Here is a 21,396-nt window from a genome sequence, read left to right as displayed (position 1 = left end):
CTAAAAATTTAAATTAATCTAACTCATAAACTTCCCCAATGTCTCCTTCCGAATAATCTTCCCTGTAGGTGTTTCTTCAAAATTTTTCACAAAATGAATTTCTCGTGGTCTTTCATATTTGTTTAAAACATCAAAAACAGATTGATCAATTTGGATGGGTTCACCTTCAACAATTAAAACTAATTTTTCTCCTAAAACCGGATCAGGTAAACCAATTACAAAATAGCGTCCCGGAATTCGAGTAGCGAGTTTTTCTTCAATTTGTTCGGGAATTAACTTGATTCCACCGCTATTCACTACATTATCATATCTTCCTAACCAAATGAATTTATTTTCAGAAACCATTTCCACAAAATCATTGGTCACAATAATTTCCGGAGAAACAGACGGAGCTTTAATCAGCAAACAGTTTTTTTCATCCATCGAAAGCATCACGTTTGGAAAAACGGTAAAGGCATCCTCCCCTATTTTTCGTGCGGCAATATGCGTGATGGTTTCAGTCATACCATACGTTTCATAAATTTCTGAAGTTTTAATTTTCAGTAATTTTTGTTCTAATGGTTTTGTGATTTTTGCTCCACCAATAATTATTTTTTTGATATGTTTTAATTTATCTAACGAATATTGTGCTTGCATCGGAACCAAAGCAGCAAAATCATAATCCGTGTCAATTCGGGCTAACGGATGTGAACTAGGAGCCACAAAATCGATTTCTAACCCTAAAATGAAACCACGAATCAACATCATTTTTCCGGCAACATAATTGGCAGGTAAACAATGTAAAACTTTATCTCCTGGTTTTAAATCAAAAAAATCGCCTGTTGCCAAAGCAGAACGAACCATCGCTTGCTTGTCAACTTTAATCAATTTAGGTGTTCCGGTTGAGCCGGATGTGTTCATTTCGATGTAACTTTTATCATCAAACCAGTCGAGAAGAAAATCGCCAACCGGCTTTTCAAAATCTTCGCCTTCTTTTATAAAACTATAGGCAGACATACAAAGTTCGTCTCTGTCTAAGTGAAATCCGTTGAGTTTAAATCTATTGTGAACGTTGTGGTACGTTATGTCGGTGCTATTCATTATCATTTCCAATTGTATTAATGTTTTCTATTTCAGGACTATATTCGTAGACTTTTCCGGTGAGTTTTTCCTTCCAATTTGTCCACTTATATTTCCTACCAAAAATAAACAAAAGAATCGGAAAAATTACCAAAACCGGAAACAAAACATCAAAGCCGGCAGAAGGTTCGGAAACGTCTTTCAGGATTGAATGTGTTTGAAAAGCTGTCCAATCGGCGGTTACCAAAAGTGCTCCAATTAAGTTGTTGGCAGCATGAAATCCGAGAGCGAGTTCTAAACCCTCATCCATCAAAGTCATAATTCCCATAAAAAATCCGCTTCCGATGTAAAAAATCATCATCGTAGAAACTCCTAATTTACCCACTTCCGGATTGGCAATGTGCATCAAGCCGAATGTTACAGAAGTAATAATTAACGGAATTAATCTGCTTTTGGTTACTACGCCAATTCCTTGCATTAAATATCCTCTAAAGAAATATTCTTCAAAGCTGGTTTGCAGCGGAATTAATAAAATAGCAATGATTAGAAACGGAAAAAATTTAACCGGATCAAAGTTAATAACAAAACTTTCAGGTGAAAGAAAATAGAGAATTAGCGTTGAAACAATTACAAAAATTCCCCAAATAGTAAACGAAAAAAATATTCTTTTCCAATCAATTTTTTTTCTTGAAGTTGTCAGACTTCTGATACTTTGTCCATGAATGAATTTTACCCAAAAGAGTAAAATCACACAACAAACTGCAAGTTGACCAACCATGATGGCAAAGGTTAAATTTGTGCCCAATTGATTAATCATCATTTGCATCATTTCTTCTACATTCATATCTTCTGTGGCAAAAAAATTCACAACAATTAATCCCAAAAACACTAACGGAATGGGCAAGTAGAGAATGAAATTAAATTTCTTGTTATTAATTTGATCGATATACATAAGCAAAAGTTTAGTTTTTCAAATATAGGTCATTTGTTCAGGAATATGTTACATTTTTTTTAACTATAATTGATTTTCAAAGCTTTTACTTTGTAAAAAAATTAAGATGATTAAAATTTTACATAATCCAAGGTGCGGCAAATCAAGAGAAGGAATGTCATTATTAGAAGAATCCGGAAAGCCGTTTGAAGTAATAAAATACCTAGATAAACCTTTGACAGAAAAGGAATTAACTTCACTTATTCAAAAATTAAAGATTGCTCCTATTGATTTGGTCAGACAAAAAGAAAAAATTTGGATTGAACAATTTAAAGGAAAAAGTCTGTCTGATTCAGCCATAATCAAAGCCATTGCAACTAATCCCATTCTAATGGAAAGACCAATTGTTATTTCTGAAAATAAAGCAGTTATTGGTCGTCCACCTCAAAAAATTATTGATTTTCTTAAACATTAGTTAATAAATCATTTAACAAACCTTTGTGACTTTAAGGTTAAACCTATCAATATTTTTGCAGTCTAAGCATACAAATCAAAAACCAACTTAATGAAAAATTTTAAAGCTGTTCTTATACTATCCTTATTGAGTATATCTACATTGTCTTTTGCACAACGACCGGATGCCAAAAAAGTAAAAGTTACCGGAAAAGTAATTGAAAAATCTTCTTCACAACCGTTAGAATATGCCACAATTGTTTTTCAAAGTGTTAGTAATCCCGATATCGTTACGGGAGGAATTACAGATCCAAAAGGTGAGTTTGATATTGAAGTTAATGAAGGAACATACAATATTCGTGTCGAATTTATTTCATTTAAAACAGTTGAATTTAAAAATAGAACTTTAGCTGCTAACACAAATTTAGGAACAGTTACTTTATCAGACGATTCAACAATGTTGGAAGGTGTTGAACTCAGAGCAGAAGCATCAACAGTTGAAATTAAATTAGACAAACGTGTTTATAACGTTGGTCAAGATATGATGGTAAAAGGTGGAACTGTGAGCGATGTGTTAGATAATGTTCCCTCAGTTTCGGTGGATGTAGAAGGAAATGTAAGTTTGAGAGGAAATGAAAATGTACGAATTTTAATTGACGGAAGACCTTCTAATGCTATTAATGTAACTGATGCTTTACGATTAATTCCGGCTGATGCCATAGACAAAGTAGAAGTAATTACCAATCCATCTGCACGTTATGATGCCGAAGGTGGAGGTGGAATTTTAAATATCATCCTTAAAAAAGGTAAAAACCAAGGTTTGAATGGTGTAATTACCGGAACAGTAGGAGATCCCAGAAACTATGGATTAACAGGTAATATCAACTATAAATCAGAAAATTTTAACGTGTTTGCAACATTAGGTTACAGCGACAGAAATAGTCCGGGAAATTCTAAAACAGATTCAGAATATTTTGATGCTGATGGAAACACAACAAATTTCATCAACGAAAGAAGAACCAACAACCGATTAAGAGAAGCCTACAACGGAAGCTTTGGTGCAGAATGGTTTTTAGACAAAACAACTAGTTGGACTAATACAGTATCATACAGAAAAGATGATGGTTCTAATCCTGATGAAGTATTATTTTATGATTTTGATGCTAATTTCAATTCTTTAGGTGTTCGTCGTCGTTTTAACGATCAAACCAGTAATGGAGAGAATGTTGAATATTCATCTAATTTGATAAAAAAATTCAGCAAAGAAGGTCACCAACTTACTGTTGACTTTTCAACGTCTTTAAACAAAGACAATGATCTTGCTTATATTTTTGATGAAATAGATCAAACAACAGCCAATATTCAAAGTCAAAACCGAAACTTATTTCAAACCGATTATGTTTTGCCATTAGGTGAAAATTCACGTTTTGAAGCAGGTTATCGCGGAGATTTTTCGAAAGTTTTAACTGATTTTGAAGTGCAAACATTTAACGTGGATACTAATCAATTTGAATTTGATCCTTTTTCAAATGTTTTTGAATACAAAGAGTATGTAAATGCGTTATACACTCAATTTGGTTCTAAAATAAATAAATTCTCTTATTTATTTGGTTTAAGATGGGAGGATTCAAATATTGGAGTTAACTTAATTTCAGGTGATGATAATAACACAAAAAGATATAACAATTTTTTCCCAAGTGCATTTTTTGCTTACGAAATTTCAGAAAAAAGTAATGTAACGTTAAGCTACAGCCGAAGAATTCAACGACCACGAGGACGATTTTTAAATCCTACAGCCAATCTTTCCAGTAACATTAACATCTTTCAAGGAAACCCTGATTTAGATCCGGCAATGACGCATGCAGTTGATTTAGGATACATCAAAAGATGGCAAAAATTCACGTTAAGCACATCAGCTTATATCAATAAAACAGATGATGTTTTTCAATTTATTAGAAGAGAATCCGGCGATTTTTTTGAAAATTGGATTGATGCAAATGATAATGATATAAGAGACGAAGGTGAAGTTACCGATATTCCAATTATTCTTAGTGGTCCAATTAACTTAGCTACAGAATACCGTTTTGGTTTTGAATTTACATTAAACTATACACCTTATAAATGGTGGAGATTAAACGGAAATTTCAATTTCTTTAGAAATGAAACGCTTGGCGATTTCAACTATATTAATTCTGAAGACGAACCCGTTAATATCAATTTAGATAACGTTGCTACAAGTTGGTTTGCCAGAATTAATTCAAAAGTTACACTTCCTTATGGCATCGATTGGCAAACAAACGCCACCTACAATGCTCCCCAAAAAACAGCCCAAGGTAAAAATCTTGGTGTCTTAAGTGCAAACTTAGCCATAAGCAAAGATATTTTAAAAGATAAAGCAACAATAGCTTTTAACGTAAGTGATATATTTAATTCAAGAAAAAGAATTTATGAAGCAAACTTGGATAGAGTAAATTCGTCAGGAGAAATGCAATGGAGAGAAAGACAAATTAACCTTTCTATCACTTACCGTTTCAACAAACCTAAAAACGAAAAAGAAAGAATGCCACGAAGAGAAAATGGCGATGACGGTGATTTCATGGGAAAACCATAAACACAAAAAGGGACGCAATAGCGTCCCTTTTTTGATATAAATCTTATATTAAGATTTATTCATCATCTTTCTTGTTACCTCCTCTTTTCTCTTTGATCAACTCCATGATTGCTCCGCCTATCCAATAATGAACAAAACCAACCAAAAATATCATTAACCAAAAACCAATCGTTAGAACGGTTAAGAAAAGTAAAAAGCCTAAGTACTGTTGAAATTCAAACATGTTTTCCGGAATTTATCGAATTCAATTACAAATGTAATTTAACTATATCATTTTATCAACATAAATTCAAAAATATTTTAAAATAGGAATGTTAATAAGTAAATTTGTACCTCGGTTGTCGGTTGTCGGTCATCAGTTATCGGTTTCAACGATTGTGGTTAAAGATTTTGAAATGAAAGACGAAAATGATGAAAAATCCGTGCAAACCCATTACAGCAAAGCTGTCAAAATCCGTGAAAGTCCGTGTTTAGCGTCAGCTAATCCGTTAAATCCGTGTTCCATTTTAAGGTTGCGGGTTTAAAAGTTGCGAGATACGGGTCAAATAAAAACAAATTAAATTTTAAAGATTTTTAAAATTTTAAAATCTGCGTTCAAATAAAACATTAAAAATTATAAATAAACACAACCATGAACTACCGTATCGAAAAAGACACCATGGGCGAAGTAAAAGTACCCGCCGACAAATACTGGGGAGCACAAACCGAACGTTCCCGCAACAACTTCAAAATTGGTCCATCGGCGTCTATGCCAAAAGAAATCATTGAAGGTTTTGCTTACCTTAAAAAAGCCGCCGCCTATGCCAACCATGATTTAGGCGTTTTATCTAAAGAAAAAAGAGATGCAATCGCTCAAGTTTGCGACGAAATCTTAGCCGGAGAATTAGCCGACCAGTTTCCGTTAGTCATTTGGCAAACCGGTTCAGGAACACAAAGCAATATGAACGTGAACGAAGTAATCGCCAACCGTGCACAAGTATTAGGCGGATTCAACATTGGCGAAGGCGAACAACTCGTAAAAGCTAATGATGACGTAAACAAATCACAATCATCCAACGATACATTTCCAACCGGAATGCACATTGCATGCTACAAAGCAGTCATCGAAAAAACAATTCCCGGCGTAACGCAACTTCGCAACACTCTAAAAGCAAAAGCCGATCAATATATGAATGTGGTTAAAATTGGCCGTACGCATTTAATGGATGCTACTCCCCTAACCTTAGGTCAAGAATTTTCAGGTTACGTTTCGCAATTAGACCACGGTTTAAAAGCCTTAAAAAATACCTTAGAACACCTTGCCGAAGTAGCGTTGGGCGGAACAGCCGTTGGAACCGGATTAAACACTCCTCCCGGCTACGACGTAAAAGTGGCAGAATACATTGCCCAATTTACAGGTTTACCTTTTGTAACCGCAGAAAATAAATTTGAAGCTCTTGCGGCTCACGATGCTATTGTAGAATCGCACGGAGCTTTAAAAATGTTAGCCGTTTCATTAAACAAAATTGCCAACGATGTGCGTATGATGGCATCAGGACCACGTTCCGGAATTGGCGAAATTTTAATTCCTGAAAACGAACCGGGTTCTTCGATTATGCCGGGAAAAGTAAACCCTACTCAGTGTGAAGCTCTAACGATGGTGTGTGCACAAGTATTTGGAAACGACGTGACTATTACCGTTGGCGGAACGCAAGGACACTATGAATTAAACGTATTCAAACCGGTTATGGCGTCGAATTTCTTGCAATCCGCCATTTTAATTGGCGATGCGTGTGTTTCGTTTGACGAACATTGTGCACAAGGAATCGAGCCAAACTATGGCAGAATCAAAGAATTGGTAGATAATTCATTAATGTTGGTTACGGCTTTAAACACCAAAATTGGTTACTACAAAGCAGCAGAAATCGCTCAAACCGCACATAAAAACGGAACAACGCTAAAAGATGAGGCTGTTCGTTTAGGTTATGTTACTCCAGAAGACTTTGATGCTTGGGTAAAACCCGAAGATATGGTGGGAAGTTTAAAATAATTCCACTTTTAAAATAAATACTGAAAGCACTTTCGAAAGGAGGTGCTTTTTTTTTTAGAAGCTATTCCCGCTTCCTGCCTGCCGGCAGGCAGGTTCGCTACAAGCTTTTGCTCAAAAACCTTTTTTTCTAAGGTCCGGCAGGAGCTCCCAAGTTCGCTCTGCCCAACCAAGAAAAAATAGGTTTTCTTCACCAAAGGCTTTTCGCTACAATCGGGGCTATGTGATTGTGCTAAAATGAAGTTATTTAAAAAAACATGTTGTTTTAAGTAATTTATTAGGAAATTATTGAAGTGTAAAAATTTTTGTATTTTAGTAGAATAATACAATTGAGCATATAACTGCAAAATTGGTCAGATATACTCAACAAATTATGTAAAATCTGAGTATATATGTATAAGTTGGCGATAATTTTAAAAAGACTTCACAGTGAATCAATTAAATACAAGAAAGTTTAAATAACCTTTAAAAGTGAAAAAAGTGAAAAAAGCATTAATCATCTCGTTTCTATCTCTCTATTCAATTTCAGGGTTTTGTCAAAGTCCTAAAATTAAAGTATACATATTAGGGACATTCCATTTCAATCAAGTAGATTCTCTTGAATATGACGTACGGGACGAAAAACACCAAAAGAGTATTAAAAAATTGTCGGACATTATTACGAATTTAAAGCCTGACAAAGAATTTGTTGAAAGAATGCCTGAATGGGAGTTTGAGAATAATTTAGATAGCCTATATCAAGAATATAGAAAGGGAAATCTTAGTAGAGCAAGAAATGAAGTCTGGCAAGTTGCTGCAAGAGTTGCTTCGCGACTAAATCATCCAAAGCTTTATTCTTGTGATCAACCAGGATTATATGGTTTTTGGCTTGGACAAATTGATGATTACGTAAAAAAGCATAACGAACAATATAAACTTGAATTTAAAGGCAAAGGTATGACTATACCTCAAACATCAATTGTAAATTATGACTCGTTGAGAAATAAATCGGAATTGTTAGATTATATTAGATGGTGGAACTCTAACAAAGTTCAATCTACCTCACATGCTCATTATATCAATGTGTACACGCAAATCGGCAACATAAATGCTTATACACCTGCACCTCAAATTGACTCAACTTATTATTTGGGTGCAAATTTGACAGTTGATTGGTATAGAAGAAATATTTTAACTTACTCAAAAATGTTGTCGCAACTTGACTACACTGAAAAAGCAATATTTTTAATCATTGGGAATGACCATACACCAATAATTAAACAATTATTTAGAGAGAACCCCTATTTTGAATTAGTTGAAACCGAAAAATGGCTTGGAAAAACAAAGATAAAGTCGTAACAACTACCGCCAACAGCCGTTTTGCAAAAGCGGGGGTTTCGTGCATCTATGACAGTGAAGTGCTAAATTCAAGCTTTGTGCTTCTAATGAAGTTTAGTGCTGAAAATCCCCGCCTTCGCAAAGCGGCAAACCGTTACAAATACCCTCACCCCAACCAACCCTTCAACGAAATTATTTTTATTTGATAAATCATCACTACCAACAAAAAAAGTAAACTACTACACATTAGCACTTTACCAAAAATATTCTTTTTAACGTAACATCAAATTTGTTACATTTGTTAAAAGGCCTCTCGTTTTGAATTATTACTTTGGAAATTTAATTCTAACGCCATGAAAAAAATACTCATCCTACTCTTTTTAACTCCTTTTCTTTCCTTTTCGCAACTGGAGAAAACAATAGATTCGCTCCAAAAAGTTACAAAAACCTCTAAAGAAATAGATGATATTGGTAATGCCTATGCAGAACTTGCTTTGATTTATATGGATAATGATGTTGAAAAAGCACAAGCAACCATTGATAAATTAAAAGCTTTAAACGTCAATAATTCATGCTACAAATGTGAAGGCTACGGCATACTTTATGAAGGAATGTTGCATGTTAGAAATGCTAACTACACTAAAGGCATTGATAAATTCAAGAAAACTGCTGACATCGCAAAAAAAAATAATGATCAATACCTACAAATTCAAGGGGTAGCTAATGAAGCTCAAACACTACTGGATATTGACAAAAAACAAGAATCTGAAAAATTACTACTCTCTTTTGTTGAAGAATCTACTAAATTTCCGGATGAATATGGCATGGGAAGTATTTACTTTCTTCTTGGATATGTCAATCAAGATAAGGGTTTTTATAACTCTGCGTTAGAATATTTTATTAAAACCGATCAACTTATCCGTGACGATGATCCAAGTGGTTTGGATTTTAAAATAGCTGTTTTAGGCCAAATTTCAGATGTTTATAAAGAAATGGACAATCAAGACAAAGCAAATGAAGTGTTGAACAAAGCATTAAAAATTGCAAATATAAACGATACTCCACTTTTCCTTAATGATGTTTATTTAAGTAAAGGCATAATTGAATTGCATTTTAACAACCCAACTAATGCAATTATTCATTCGAAAAAAGCCTATGATTATTTTAAATCAATTAATTTTAAATTAAAAGTAGCCAATTCTGCTTTAGTCTTGGGTGAATGCTACACTAAATTAAATGATCAAGAAAAATCAATTGCTTTTTTACAGGAATCTGAATTATTATTTAAAGAGTTTGAAGATGAAACCAACTTATTAAAAATCGATTTATTATTATCAGAAAACTACATTCAAACCAATAAAATTGATTTAGCAAAGACATTGCTTAATAAAATAGCTCCTTCGGTAGAAAAAAATAAAATCAGTAAAAACTATATCAACTATTTAAATAGTAAAATTAAGCTGAATTTCAAAACTCAAAATTTTAATGAAGCCCTTGAGTTAATTGAAAAAAGGGATTCATTGCAAAAATTAATAACTCAAAATACCAATAAAATTAATTTTCAAGATTTAGAAACCAAATACCAAACCGAAAAAAAAGAGCAGGAAATCAAATTACTTTCTGCCGAAAATAAGTTGGCTGAAAGACAAAAATATATTTATATCGCATTGATTGTGTTGTTGATTTTTTTAGGTTTAACTATTTTCTATTTGTATCGTAATAAAATTAAAACCGCCAATAAAATAAGTGAATTAAACGAAATGAAATCGAGGTTTTTTGCTAATATTTCTCATGAGTTTCGCACACCTCTAACATTAATTAAAAGTCCGGTGCAACAATTACAAGCATCCGCCACCGATGAAAAGCAGAAAAGTCAACTCAATTTAGTTGATAAAAATGCAGACCGAATGCTCGAATTAGTCGATCAATTATTGGAACTTTCCAAACTCGACAGCGGAACATTTAAACTCATTTTAAAAGAAGGAAATCTTTCTGATTTTCTAAAATCGATAGCAGAACCATTTGCTTTTCAAGCCAAGGAAAACAATCTTTCCTTTCATACAAACATTCAAACCAGTAACCAAAACCACTTTTTTGATAAAGATGTGATTCAAAAAATTGTTTCGAATCTGCTTTCCAATGCGTTAAAATATACACCCGAAAACCATTCGATTCATTTTACATCATCATTTGAAAAAGACTCACTGCTTCTGTCCGTTTCCAATTCAGGAGTAAAACTAAAAAAAGAAGAACTACCAAAACTCTTTGAACGCTTTTATCAAAAAACAGACGCCCAAAATGGAGTTGGAATCGGCTTGGCATTAATAAAAGAATTAGTCGATTTATACCAAGGAAACGTTTCAACTTTGTTGGATAATGATAAACTTACTTTTAATATATCGCTTCCGCTTACGGTTTCAAAAGACGAAAATATTCTCATAGCAACCGAACAACTACAACTAACCAAAAATAGTAGTGAAACGGATGAAGAGTTACCTATTCTGTTAATTGTCGATGACAATGCCGAAATCAGATCTGTTCTAAATGATCTTTTTTCCGATGAATACCGAATTATTGAAGCCGAAGAGGGCGAAATCGCTTTAAGATTAGCACAACAAGAAATTCCCGATTGTATTATTTCCGATGTCATGATGCCTAAATTAGATGGATTTGCATTTACCAAAGCAATTAAATCCAACGAACTAACCTCTTTTGTTCCTGTGATTCTTCTCACTGCAAAAACATCCGAAGAAGCTCATTTGGAAGCGTTAAAAAGTACCGCCGATGCCTTTTTAACCAAACCGTTTAATCACAATATTGTAAAAGCAACCGTTCACCAACTCATCTCCGAACGTAAAAAACTGCAACAACGCTACAGTCAAGAGTTAATTTTAAAACCGGTAGACATCATCATTAATTCGGTGGACGAAAAGTTTTTACAAAAATTACAAACCATTTTAGATACGCAATTGGCTAACGCTGATTTTACTGCAGAAGAATTTGCAACACAAATTGGCATAAGTCGCATGCAATTGCATCGCAAATTAAAATCACTCTTTGGCGTTTCGGCAACAGAATTCATTCGGAACGAACGATTAAAAAACGCTGCTGAATTACTCAAAAAAGGAAACGGAAATATTTCTGAAATTGCCTATTCAGTTGGGTTTAATGAAATTTCCTATTTTTCAAGATGCTTCAAAGATCATTTTGGTTGTACACCTACTGAGTATGCCGAAAAAAAATAATTGCTTTCGAAAAGCCTTATTTTACTAAGGTTTTTGAAAATGTTACATTACTTCAAATCCCTGTTACATCTGTGACAGGGATTTTTTTTGGTTTGAAATAATTTTATCCAAAACAAAAACCATCCCAAATGCAAAAGAAAAATCGGCAACCCTATGAAGCAAAAATCAAAAAGCTTCCCGATAAAATAATTTACTTGAACATCAACCATTTAGAAAAAGGAGACTATGAACTTAACATCATTCACCAAAAAATAATAATCAAAAAAACAACCTTTAATAAAAAATAACCATGAAAAAAATTTCAACCTACCTAAGTATTTGCTTACTCATCGCTGTTACAAGTTGCAGCAGTGATGATGACCGACCTCAAGGCTACTTCCCTACTACTATCGAAAAAATTGATTTTACCAATTCCGGAAACAATAGAACGATTGAATTGGAATACAACAACCAAAACCAAATCAGTCGAGTAGAAATAATAAATCCAAGTGGAAATAATACCATTAAAACATTAACCTACACCGATAATAAGTTAACACAAACAGTAACAACCAATTCAGGAGATAGTGAAACACGAAATTACATTTATAATGCGAGCGGTATCCTTTCTTCTATTGTAGAAATTGACGGCGGTTCAACATTAACTTACCCTGTTACTTACGATGAAACAACAAATTCCTATACTTTAGTGGATGGAGCTGATAACTTCTCCTTTTTTCTTAATTCACAAGGTAACGCAGTACGGTATGAAAACACCTTTTTTGCAGATCTTATCTTGACATTAGACAATAATCTGTCCGGCACATTCAAATTTCTTGAACCACAAATTGCTTATCAATTTGAATTTGCTCTTTTTTCAGGGATGGATTTCTATTACATGAGTACCCAACAAATCAATCGCTTTGAATTTGGCGTGCAGGATTTGGAACCTATTCACACCCGCAACCAAAATGATATGATTTCTACAGTAATTTATAACCTTACTAGTGGAGGCGGATTTCAATACACTTTTACGTATAGCAACAGAAACTTATAAATTTTAAACGTATGAGAACAATATTTTTATGCATCATTCTATTTTGTTTTACCAACGTTTTACAAGCACAATTTATTGAAAAACTTGGCAAAAAAGCTGAAAAAGCAGCAGAACGCACCGTTGAAAGACGAGTTGAACGAGAAACATCCAAAAAAACAGATAAAGCATTAGATAAGGTGTTTGAAGAAGATAAGTCAACAAAAGAAACAACAAAAAAATCTTCGTCTAAAACTGAAAAAAACAATGCTCAATCCAAAAAAGAGATTGTAACAGGTAGTCAATTTTTTCCGGGTGGTAATGTGATTTACAGTGAAACATTTTCGCAAGATGCCACAGGAGATTTCCCCGCCAATTGGGAAACCAATTCCGGAGGCGAAGTTATTGTTGTGGATGGAAACAAAGCCCTTCAACTCAATCCAAACGGAAACTATATCGCCAAAACCGGAAAACTTCCTGAAAATTATGCATTAGAATTTGATTTAATTACAGAAAACCTCGATTACAAAGCCTTATCAGGTTCGGGTTTTGGTGTTGTGTTTTCAGGAGAAAAAACACTGAACAAACCTAAAAAGGGAGGGAAATTTGGTTTTTCTTTATGGAAAGGTTCCTCCGTTTCCAACAAGATTCAAGTGGAAAACTGGGGCAATTCTACTTCAAAAATCAACAACTCCATTCCGTTTCAAATGCAGGAAAAACTAAATTCTGTGATGCATTTTACAGTTGTTGTTAATAGTTCAAGACTTCGTGTGTACATCGATAACGAAAAAGTGATTGATTTACCTTCCTTGTTAACCAATAATTTAGGGAACTATATTCAATTTTATTTAAAAGGAACGGATGCCAAGGAAAACCATATTGTAGCTCTTTCCAACATAAAAATCACAGAAGAAGGCGAAGATATTCGCTCCAAAATTTTAAAAGGAGGATTTTCAACTAACCAAATTTTGTTTGACTCCGGTTCTGATAAAATCAAAAAAGAATCATTTGAAATCATTGAAAAAATTGGAAAAGTACTGCAAGAAGATCGTTCCATGCAAATTAACATTATTGGTCATACCGACAGTGATGGCGATGAAGTAAAAAACATGACACTATCCAAAGCAAGAGCTGCAGCTGTGATGAATTATTTTATCGATAAAATGAGTATTGATAAAAATCGTCTTCAATTTCAAGGTCGTGGTGAAGATGAACCGATAGCTACTAATAGCACCACAGAAGGAAAAGCACAAAACAGACGGGTAGAATTCAAAGCCATCCAGTAATGAAAACAACCGTAAAAGTGATTATAGGTTTAGCTTCTGCCACGGCGGCCGGAATGGCTTTTGGCGTTATTCCTAATCCGTTTCAAGACCAACACGAAGCCGCTGCTGTTCATCGTGTACACGAAATGAAAGTACGTTGGAATCACGACGGAAAAGTAGAATCCATTCCCATCATTGAACAAGGTACTCCGTTTGATGATACGAAATATTTTGATCAAGTACCTTTGATTAGTCCTAATCCAACCGAAACTACCGGCGTTTTTCAATTCGATTACGAAATCGAACAATATTTTTCTATCGATGGAAAATCCGGTAATATTCGCTATAAAGTCAATAGCAACGATAATTCGATGTATATGCACGGAACAGAAATTACAGAAAACCCACTTTTTGTTCCGCTTAAATCTAATCCTTTTCTGCAAAAATACACGTTTGAATTCCTAATTCGCAATGCCAATAACGATTGGATGCTATTTATGACGCATGCAGAAGAAGGTAAACTATGCATTAAAATGCCTTCCGGATTAAGCTTTTCCGGCATTATAACCGATCAACATTTAAAGACATTGGAGGTTTTAAATAGTGCCAAAGAAAATGCAGGTTTAGGGATAAACAATTCTGGTTTAGAACCATACAAAGGTCACTTTACTGACGAAAGCGGACATAAAAAGCAAATTACATTTTGGATGGCAAAAGAAGAAGCCCAAATTGCCACCGGCGTTCCTATCATGGGTTTTGGTGTGGGTATTTTTAAGAATGTTTTGGAGCAAAGACAACAGTTCTTAGCTGTAACAGAAACGAATGAAGGAGTAATGAAACTGCTAAACCTGGAAAAAATTGATACATGGGGCATTACTACCAAAAACTACCGCATTATCGCCTTTGATTATCATCTTCCATCCGGAAAAGCAAGAGTAGATGACGTGGTGAGCTGGTTAAAAAACAAACAAAACGAAATCACAAATTTGCGGGCACAACGCAAAAATTGTCCTTCTCACCAAAAAGGTCGTGAATGCCGGAAAGCGATTGACAATCAAATAAAGCAAATTCAGGAGGAAATTGCTTCAAAAGCCACCGATTTAGGCAAACAATACTTTCCTCCGGTAAACTAATACTACACTAACCACTAATGTTATGAAAAAATTCATTTTTCTTCTGCTCATCTCCCCTTTTGCCGTCCTGTCGCAAGTAGGTGTAAACACCACCAACCCCAATGCAATGATGGATATTACTTCAACTAATAATGGGTTATTAATTCCTCGTGTTGCTCTACTTTCCGCTATCGATAACACAACCGTAGTGAATCCACAAGGTGGAGCATTGGTTACATCCACGTTGGTTTACAACACCACTCCTGCGGGCGTTAGTCCGGATAATGTTGTTGCCGGATTTTACTATTGGAATGGCACTCGCTGGGTGGCCGTTGGTTCAGATGGCAGAGATTGGACCACGACAGGAAACAGCGGAACCAATCCAACTGATAACTTCATTGGAACAACTGATGATGTAGATTTTCGTGTTCGCACCAATAACAACCCGCGATTTAATTTTACAAACAACGGTAGATTAAGATCCTATGATAATGGACTAATTACACAACCCACTTACTCTTGGATGGGCGATGAAGACACCGGAATGTGGAGACCAGCTACCAATACATTAGATTTGGTAACCACCGGAATTTCACGTTTCCGTATTAACGACAATGGCAATGTTGGCATCAGTAATACCGTAGCACCTGCTAGACTAACCGTGCAAGGAACAAGAAATGCTCCTGCGTACCCCGGTGCAACCAGTAATGGAATTTTACGATTAGCACTTAATGCTACCGAAGGGTTAGACATCGGAAAAGCTGATTTTGCAGATAGTTATTCCGCTTGGATTCAGTCCGGTTTTGGTGGTTCTGCGGATCCGCTGAGTTTACAACCACTGGGAGGTAATGTGGGTATCAATACAACTGCTCCCTCCAATTCATTACATGTTAACGGAACAGTTCGAATTGTTGACGGAACGCAAGCCAACGGACGAGTACTCACCTCTACTGCCACCGGAGTAGCCAGTTGGCAACCCATTTCCATTAACAATGTAGTTGGTATTTTGGGAGCTACCGGAATTAATATACCATACAACACAACCAATTATTTGCAAACCGGATCCAGAATAGTTTTGCCACCGGGTCGATGGGCTGTGAATGTAACAATGTTAATGCGAAGAACCGGCGGTGCTGCGACAGTAACACCAAACAATTCCTCTTTTTGGCTTCGTACTTCGTTTTCAAATTCGGCAGCTGTAAACCCAACGATTTCAACCGACATTCAAGGAAGTTACTTTGTAAGCGGAAACTATCCGGGATCTTCTTATTATTCTTTAGTTCAGGGTACAGTGATAATTAATAATGCAACAGCCGGCAATCGTACCTATTACTACATTGCAGGAGCAACTGAAGTTGTGAATACCACAAACACCTTAGAAAATTTTGGAGGAGCTTGGTGGCAAGAAAACACAATTATTGCCTACCGAATTAATTAAATTATTGTTTTTTTGGCAGCTTATCCTGCCCTACACTGCAAGTCCTCGCTCTACACGTGTTTTTTTTTAAGCGGTTTTCAGGAGCTTCCTTAGGTCGCTCTGCCTCCCGCAAAAAAAACACACGTGTAGTGCTGTGGGCTTTCCGTTTCGGTCAGGGCTGGGGTTTAGTACTACTAAGGAAATACCATTTCATAAAACAATTTCAATTTCAAAAATCAAATACAAAAAAATCAGTTCTTAACATCGTTAAAAGTCTGCGAGTAAACAATTCAAACACTAAAACTAACTTATATTCACTTCAATAAAGTCATTAACCTACATGACTTATTTGATAAAAAATCAATAATCCATTTTAATAATAATCCAATATTTGCATAAAAAACTTATTTTTACCAAACTAAACAACTACAATGACTAATACCAAAATCTATAAAATGTCTTTTGCTAGTGTCTATCCCCACTACATCACCAAAGCAGAAAAAAAAGGTCGCACTAAAGCCGAAGTAAACGAAATTATTCTCTGGCTCACCGGCTACAACGCCCAAAACCTGCAAGACCACTTGGATCAAAAAACTGATTTTGAAACATTTTTTGCACAAGCTCCACAAATAAACCCCAATGCTTCTAAAATAACCGGCGTAATCTGTGGCTACCGTGTAGAAAATATCGAAGAAAAACTCATGCAACAAATTCGTTACCTCGACAAACTGATAGATGAATTGGCCAAAGGCAGAACAATGGAGAAGATTTTAAGAAAATAGAAAGGCATAAATTAAAAAGAAGAAACATTCTACGATGAATAGACTATATAATTTGGATTACTTACGAGGTTTAGCCGCCTTTGGAATTATGATTTATCACTATTTATCGTGGAGTTCAACTTAATTTTCTGCCGACACTTTCATGGGAAGACTAGGAATTTATGGGGTTTCCATTTTCTATGTACTGAGTGGGCTAACCCTATTTTATGTCTATAATCAAAAAATGAAGCCTTCCAAAGATGATCTTTTGTCGTTTTTTAAGAAAAGGGTTTTTAGAATATTTCCTCTATTGTGGCTCGTTACCATTGTTGCCATACTGCTTTCGAGAAATATGCCGAACTTTAATGATTTGTTTCTCAACTTATCCGGATTATTCGGATTTGTGAGTTGGGATACCTACTTTTCCCCAGGCGTTTGGTCTATAGGGAACGAATTGGTTTTTTACGCTTTCTTTCCTTTTTTTATATTGTTTGTAAAGAAGTTTAAGCCATTAATGCTTTTGTTGTCTATTGTCTTACTTGCACTTTACCTTTATTTTGCCTTTCTTAAACTTGATCCGAAAATCGATTTAAATGAACAATGGAGAACCTATGTCAATCCGCTCAATCAAGTATTTCTTTTTCTTGGAGGGTTCTTGATTGGTTACTTTTTTAACCACCACAAAATAAAAAACACAATCGTTTTTGCCTTACTCTTCTTTGGGATAGCCATCTTTACATTCTATCCGGCAGCAGGAAACCCAATCCATATTGTAACCGGAGTAAACCGACTAATTTTTACTACGTGTTGTTTCCTTATTTGTTTTTGCTTTTATAAATTACACTACCAATTTCCTCAATTTATACACAAACCATTAACTTTATTAGGCGAAACTAGTTACTCCATCTACTTAATTCATCCCATCATTTGGAAATTAACCGGGATTTTAATTGCTTATCTAGGCACTCACAACCTTTACCCTCCCCGATTTGGCAAACTGTTTTTTTCTATTGCTTTAACTTTGGTAGTAAGCTATTATGTATATAACTATTTTGAAAAATTCTTTATGAAACTTGCTCACAACAAACGAAACACAACGGAATAAGGCTAGTTTACTTTTATCTTTGTTGGCTATTCCAACTCTACGGTCTCATCTCTTTAATTAGGACAAATTGTAGAAAGTACTTAAAATAGAGCTAAAGAAAGTTAAAGTGTATGCCGAAGGAAGAGAAATTAGGATTGATGTGAGATACAATTCTACTATACAAGACATTCAACAACTAATTATCAATAAAATTTCAAATTGAATTTATTAACTATTGCTTTTTGATAGAGTAATAACTAACTTTTTCATTCCCTAAAAAACCAACATAATTTCCTATATTTGAAAGCATAAGTAAAGCCCCATTTATGTTTTCATCCGAATACATCTCCATATACATAACACTAATCATCATTCTGATTGGTATATTTCTGTTCGTCAAAGAATATTTCACCATCGATACGTCGTCTATCATCATTATGACGCTGTTCATCGTCACGGGAATTTTGGATTACAGAGAAGGTTTGTCGGGCTTCACCAACAGTGCTCCCATCACCATTGCTTGTATGATGGTGATGAGCTACGCCGTCCTAAATTCGGGCCTACTCAAGGGATTTCGGGACATTTTAGTCAAAATCGGTAAGAAGAATTACGCGTTAACGCTCGTCGTGTTTTGTGTGATTACGGCTGTGTTTTCGGCTTTCATCAACGACTCGGCTGTGGTGGCAATTATGATTCCGATTGTGTTGCAAGTGAGCAGCAAAAGTTCGATAAGTGCTTCCAAATTATTGTTGCCAATTTCTTTTGCCGCTGCGATGGGCGGAGCGACCACTATCATCGGAACGAGTGCAAATTTAGTCGTGAGCGGTTATGCCGAAGATAACGGTTTACCGGGGTTTCAAATGTTTAGTTTTGCTATTCCGGCTTTAATAATCACTTCTGTCGGATTTATCTATCTGTTGTTTGTTGCTCCATTTTTATTGCCCAAAAGAAATAGTTTGGTAGACGATATGCAACAAGAATCCAACCAATTCATTACCGAAATTATTATCAATGAGAATAGTGCCGACATCGGTAAAACCATCGCCGAAAGCATTCTCAGGCAAAAATACAACGTCGAAATCATCGAAGTAAACAACCTCAACAACCGAAAAAACAAACTGGAAGAACGATGGAAATTAAAAGCCAATGACCATCTGAAAATCGTCATTCATTTTAACGAACTCAACGACATCCGACACGATAAAAATTATACTTTAGAAGATGATAAACCGCTCTTTAGTAATTTTATTGATGAAAGTGGAAAAGGAAATCAGTTATATGAAGCCATCATCCCCTTTGGTTCCAAACTAGCAGGAAAAACGTTAAATGACATCAAATTCAGAGAAAGATACAGTGCCAATGTTTTAGCAGTGAGAAATTTAAAGAAAAACAGGTTTTCAAATTTAGGCAACTTTAAACTTAGCGAAGGAAATGTTTTGGTGGTCGATTCCTCTGCCGAATCCTTTAATGAAATGATAAAGCACAAAATGCTTTTTCCGCTCCAAGAAATTGCAAGTCAAAAACTGGATAAACGCAAAGCGATTATTAGCGTACTCATCTTAGTCGGCGTAATTACAGCCGCTGCAATGGGAATTACCTCGATTGTCGTTGCCGGAATGGTGGGCTGCTTATCCCTTGTGGTTCTCAATGTCTTGAAACCCCAAGAAGCCTACGACACCATCGATTGGAAAGTAATTTTTATGATTGCCGGTGTGTTAAGCATGGGAACCGCCTTAGAAAAAACAGGCACTTCCAAAATCATTGCCGACTTTTTAGCCACTAATCTCGGTAATTTCGATTTGCACATTACATTAGCGTTCGTCTATTTAGTTACACTCATTGCCACCAATATCCTCTCCGGAAAAGCCGCTGCCGCATTAATGGCACCCATCGCCATTCAGTTCGCTTTGAGTATGGAAGTGAACTATCAACCCTTCCTGATTGCCATTATGTTTGCATGTGCCTACACGTTTATGACGCCCATTTGCAACCCAACCAACACGATGGTCTATTCACCCGGAAATTACACTTTTAAAGATTACATCAAAGTCGGTTTGCCTTTGAATATTATTATTTGGATCGTGGCTGTATTTGTGATACCGCTGTTTTTTCCGTTTAATTAATTTTTTAGAAGCTATTCCCGCTTTTCATTCCAAGCTTGTTTGCCAAAGCTGTTTTTTCTAAGCCGCCCCAAGAGCTTCCGTTGGTCGCTTTGGGGTCAGCAAGAAAAAATCAGCTTCGTCTGCTCAAGGCTTTCCATTCCAATCGGGGCTAGGAGATTGTGCTTCAAAACAAAATCAGTGAATAAAGTGCTTTTGATGATTTGTAAGATTTATTTATTAAATTTGAGGGAATAAATCTGAGGATTGTTAGACATATAAATAAGTTACCACACATTTTGAAAAAAAATTACTTCATATTATTTTTATCTATAATAGGAACATTTGCTTTCGGTCAAACTAATTATGAACATAATTTAACCGAATTTGATAGTTTTTTACACAAAGAGATATATCGAATTGACGTGGCTGAGTTTCAAAGATTAGAATTAGTTAAACTCAATAATGGTAAATTTGAAGGCAGCCTAATACATTCCGTATGGAAAACTGACAGAAAGGAAGAGCAAAAAAGTAAAATTTCCCAAAAAATAAAAATTCCTGAAAAGATGGTTGAAAAGTTAATGACTGAATTGAAAAATAGCGGATATGAAAAACTGAAGGATTTTAATGAAATTAAAGACTGTATTATAGGCCTAGATGGAACAACAATTATTTTTAATCTTCTTCAAAAGGGTATAAATCAAAGTGCTTCTTATTGGGAATTAAAATCTGACTATTATTATAAAACAAATACAGTTGAAATACCCAATGAAGTTATGGATGCAAGAAAAACACTTGAAATCATCAACAACGAAATTGATTTAGAAAAACAGTTTCAGAATTTCATAAGTAGATTACCTATTGGGAAGTATTTGTTCAATGGAATAATTATGGAAATAAAAAAAAATGTGTAGTAACACAGGTTTTGCAAGACTGCGGGTTTTGGGCTTGATTTAAAGTTGGTTTTGTGTCTTTGAGTTCAGTGTTTAATCAAAAGTTTTGGT

Annotated in this window: 19 protein-coding genes; 16 read left to right on the top strand and 3 right to left on the bottom strand. The window is 35.0% G+C overall.

The features are described 5' to 3' along the window. Nucleotides 1-18: 18 nt before the first annotated feature. The gene (locus tag B4N66_RS09090; RefSeq protein WP_291094126.1) at nt 19-1,080 is read right to left on the bottom strand and encodes an AMP-binding protein; all 1,062 of its coding nucleotides are present in this window, start codon (nt 1,078-1,080) and stop codon (nt 19-21) included. Continuing rightward, complete coding sequence (locus B4N66_RS09085; RefSeq protein ID WP_291094125.1) at nt 1,073-2,011, bottom strand: CPBP family intramembrane glutamic endopeptidase; 939 nt, start codon at nt 2,009-2,011, stop codon at nt 1,073-1,075. The genes B4N66_RS09090 and B4N66_RS09085 overlap by 8 nt, the downstream gene beginning before the upstream one ends. A 106-nt stretch (nt 2,012-2,117) precedes the next feature. On the opposite strand from B4N66_RS09085, the gene arsC reads away from it, so the two are divergent. After that, on the top strand, nt 2,118-2,465 hold the full coding sequence (gene arsC / locus B4N66_RS09080; RefSeq protein ID WP_291094124.1) for an arsenate reductase (glutaredoxin): 348 nt from the start codon (nt 2,118-2,120) through the stop codon (nt 2,463-2,465). A gap of 90 nt (nt 2,466-2,555) precedes the next feature. After that, nucleotides 2,556-5,054 (top strand): TonB-dependent receptor domain-containing protein, encoded by a 2,499-nt coding sequence (locus B4N66_RS09075; RefSeq protein WP_291094123.1) that lies wholly within the window; start codon nt 2,556-2,558, stop codon nt 5,052-5,054. Between the two features lie 55 nt (nt 5,055-5,109). Here the strand turns inward: B4N66_RS09075 and B4N66_RS09070 are convergent, their stop codons facing one another. Beyond that, on the bottom strand, nt 5,110-5,277 hold the full coding sequence (locus B4N66_RS09070) for a hypothetical protein (protein ID WP_291094121.1): 168 nt from the start codon (nt 5,275-5,277) through the stop codon (nt 5,110-5,112). 88 nt (nt 5,278-5,365) lie between these two features. Between B4N66_RS09070 and B4N66_RS09065 the strand changes: the two genes are divergently transcribed. The 14 genes from B4N66_RS09065 to B4N66_RS09000 all read left to right on the top strand — a co-directional run bounded on the left by B4N66_RS09065 (nt 5,366) and on the right by B4N66_RS09000 (nt 21,306). Then, nucleotides 5,366-5,578: a hypothetical protein gene (locus tag B4N66_RS09065; RefSeq protein ID WP_291094119.1), complete on the top strand. Its 213-nt coding sequence runs from the start codon at nt 5,366-5,368 to the stop codon at nt 5,576-5,578. Nucleotides 5,579-5,685: 107 nt separating this feature from the next. Next, nucleotides 5,686-7,083 carry a class II fumarate hydratase gene (fumC, locus tag B4N66_RS09060; protein WP_291094118.1) on the top strand — a complete coding sequence of 466 codons (1,398 nt, stop codon included), beginning with the start codon at nt 5,686-5,688 and terminating at the stop codon, nt 7,081-7,083. Between the two features lie 477 nt (nt 7,084-7,560). Further along, on the top strand, nt 7,561-8,418 hold the full coding sequence (locus B4N66_RS09055) for a DUF5694 domain-containing protein (protein WP_291094116.1): 858 nt from the start codon (nt 7,561-7,563) through the stop codon (nt 8,416-8,418). Continuing rightward, nucleotides 8,388-8,603 carry a hypothetical protein gene (locus B4N66_RS09050; RefSeq protein WP_291094114.1) on the top strand — a complete coding sequence of 72 codons (216 nt, stop codon included), beginning with the start codon at nt 8,388-8,390 and terminating at the stop codon, nt 8,601-8,603. Before B4N66_RS09055 ends, B4N66_RS09050 begins: the two co-directional genes overlap by 31 nt. Before the next feature lie 147 nt (nt 8,604-8,750). Next, complete coding sequence (locus tag B4N66_RS09045; protein WP_291094112.1) at nt 8,751-11,642, top strand: response regulator; 2,892 nt, start codon at nt 8,751-8,753, stop codon at nt 11,640-11,642. 128 nt (nt 11,643-11,770) lie between these two features. Beyond that, nucleotides 11,771-11,929, top strand: a complete 159-nt coding sequence (locus B4N66_RS09040) for a hypothetical protein (protein WP_291094110.1) — start codon at nt 11,771-11,773, stop codon at nt 11,927-11,929. A 2-nt stretch (nt 11,930-11,931) separates the two neighbouring features. Further along, nucleotides 11,932-12,678 (top strand): hypothetical protein, encoded by a 747-nt coding sequence (locus tag B4N66_RS09035; RefSeq protein ID WP_291094108.1) that lies wholly within the window; start codon nt 11,932-11,934, stop codon nt 12,676-12,678. 11 nt (nt 12,679-12,689) lie between these two features. After that, a complete protein-coding gene (locus B4N66_RS09030) occupies nt 12,690-13,940 on the top strand; it encodes an OmpA family protein (RefSeq protein WP_291094106.1) in 1,251 nt (416 codons plus the stop codon). Beyond that, nucleotides 13,940-15,052 (top strand): hypothetical protein, encoded by a 1,113-nt coding sequence (locus B4N66_RS09025; protein WP_291094104.1) that lies wholly within the window; start codon nt 13,940-13,942, stop codon nt 15,050-15,052. Before B4N66_RS09030 ends, B4N66_RS09025 begins: the two co-directional genes overlap by 1 nt. A 22-nt stretch (nt 15,053-15,074) precedes the next feature. Continuing rightward, a complete protein-coding gene (locus B4N66_RS09020; protein ID WP_291094102.1) occupies nt 15,075-16,469 on the top strand; it encodes a hypothetical protein in 1,395 nt (464 codons plus the stop codon). 410 nt (nt 16,470-16,879) lie between these two features. Beyond that, entirely contained in the window at nt 16,880-17,230 is a 351-nt protein-coding gene (locus B4N66_RS09015) for a DUF2200 domain-containing protein (protein WP_291094100.1), read from the top strand. 142 nt (nt 17,231-17,372) lie between these two features. Next, nucleotides 17,373-18,314 (top strand): acyltransferase family protein, encoded by a 942-nt coding sequence (locus B4N66_RS09010; RefSeq protein ID WP_291094098.1) that lies wholly within the window; start codon nt 17,373-17,375, stop codon nt 18,312-18,314. Between the two features lie 305 nt (nt 18,315-18,619). Then, entirely contained in the window at nt 18,620-20,416 is a 1,797-nt protein-coding gene (locus B4N66_RS09005) for an SLC13 family permease (protein WP_291094097.1), read from the top strand. A gap of 275 nt (nt 20,417-20,691) precedes the next feature. Beyond that, nucleotides 20,692-21,306, top strand: coding sequence for a hypothetical protein (locus B4N66_RS09000; protein WP_291094095.1), 615 nt, complete (start codon nt 20,692-20,694; stop codon nt 21,304-21,306). The last annotated feature ends 90 nt before the right edge of the window (nt 21,307-21,396 follow it).

The sequence above is a fragment of the Flavobacterium sp. UBA2787 genome (assembly GCA_002352205.1).
Taxonomy (GTDB): Bacteria; Bacteroidota; Bacteroidia; order Flavobacteriales; family Flavobacteriaceae; genus Flavobacterium.
The sequence above is the reverse complement of the archived record's forward strand: the minus strand, read 5'-3'. Positions and strand labels throughout refer to the sequence as shown.

What these genes read in the sequence shown, in the direction of transcription:
- B4N66_RS09090 (WP_291094126.1), bottom strand. Translation starts at nt 1,080, where the DNA reads ATGAATAGCACCGACATAACGTACCACAACGTTCACAATAGATTTAAA.
- B4N66_RS09085 (WP_291094125.1), bottom strand. Translation starts at nt 2,011, where the DNA reads ATGTATATCGATCAAATTAATAACAAGAAATTTAATTTCATTCTCTAC.
- arsC (WP_291094124.1), top strand. Translation starts at nt 2,118, where the DNA reads ATGATTAAAATTTTACATAATCCAAGGTGCGGCAAATCAAGAGAAGGA.
- B4N66_RS09075 (WP_291094123.1), top strand. Translation starts at nt 2,556, where the DNA reads ATGAAAAATTTTAAAGCTGTTCTTATACTATCCTTATTGAGTATATCT.
- B4N66_RS09070 (WP_291094121.1), bottom strand. Translation starts at nt 5,277, where the DNA reads ATGTTTGAATTTCAACAGTACTTAGGCTTTTTACTTTTCTTAACCGTT.
- B4N66_RS09065 (WP_291094119.1), top strand. Translation starts at nt 5,366, where the DNA reads ATGTTAATAAGTAAATTTGTACCTCGGTTGTCGGTTGTCGGTCATCAG.
- fumC (WP_291094118.1), top strand. Translation starts at nt 5,686, where the DNA reads ATGAACTACCGTATCGAAAAAGACACCATGGGCGAAGTAAAAGTACCC.
- B4N66_RS09050 (WP_291094114.1), top strand. Translation starts at nt 8,388, where the DNA reads ATGGCTTGGAAAAACAAAGATAAAGTCGTAACAACTACCGCCAACAGC.
- B4N66_RS09045 (WP_291094112.1), top strand. Translation starts at nt 8,751, where the DNA reads ATGAAAAAAATACTCATCCTACTCTTTTTAACTCCTTTTCTTTCCTTT.
- B4N66_RS09040 (WP_291094110.1), top strand. Translation starts at nt 11,771, where the DNA reads ATGCAAAAGAAAAATCGGCAACCCTATGAAGCAAAAATCAAAAAGCTT.
- B4N66_RS09035 (WP_291094108.1), top strand. Translation starts at nt 11,932, where the DNA reads ATGAAAAAAATTTCAACCTACCTAAGTATTTGCTTACTCATCGCTGTT.
- B4N66_RS09030 (WP_291094106.1), top strand. Translation starts at nt 12,690, where the DNA reads ATGAGAACAATATTTTTATGCATCATTCTATTTTGTTTTACCAACGTT.
- B4N66_RS09025 (WP_291094104.1), top strand. Translation starts at nt 13,940, where the DNA reads ATGAAAACAACCGTAAAAGTGATTATAGGTTTAGCTTCTGCCACGGCG.
- B4N66_RS09020 (WP_291094102.1), top strand. Translation starts at nt 15,075, where the DNA reads ATGAAAAAATTCATTTTTCTTCTGCTCATCTCCCCTTTTGCCGTCCTG.
- B4N66_RS09015 (WP_291094100.1), top strand. Translation starts at nt 16,880, where the DNA reads ATGACTAATACCAAAATCTATAAAATGTCTTTTGCTAGTGTCTATCCC.
- B4N66_RS09010 (WP_291094098.1), top strand. Translation starts at nt 17,373, where the DNA reads ATGGGAAGACTAGGAATTTATGGGGTTTCCATTTTCTATGTACTGAGT.
- B4N66_RS09005 (WP_291094097.1), top strand. Translation starts at nt 18,620, where the DNA reads ATGTTTTCATCCGAATACATCTCCATATACATAACACTAATCATCATT.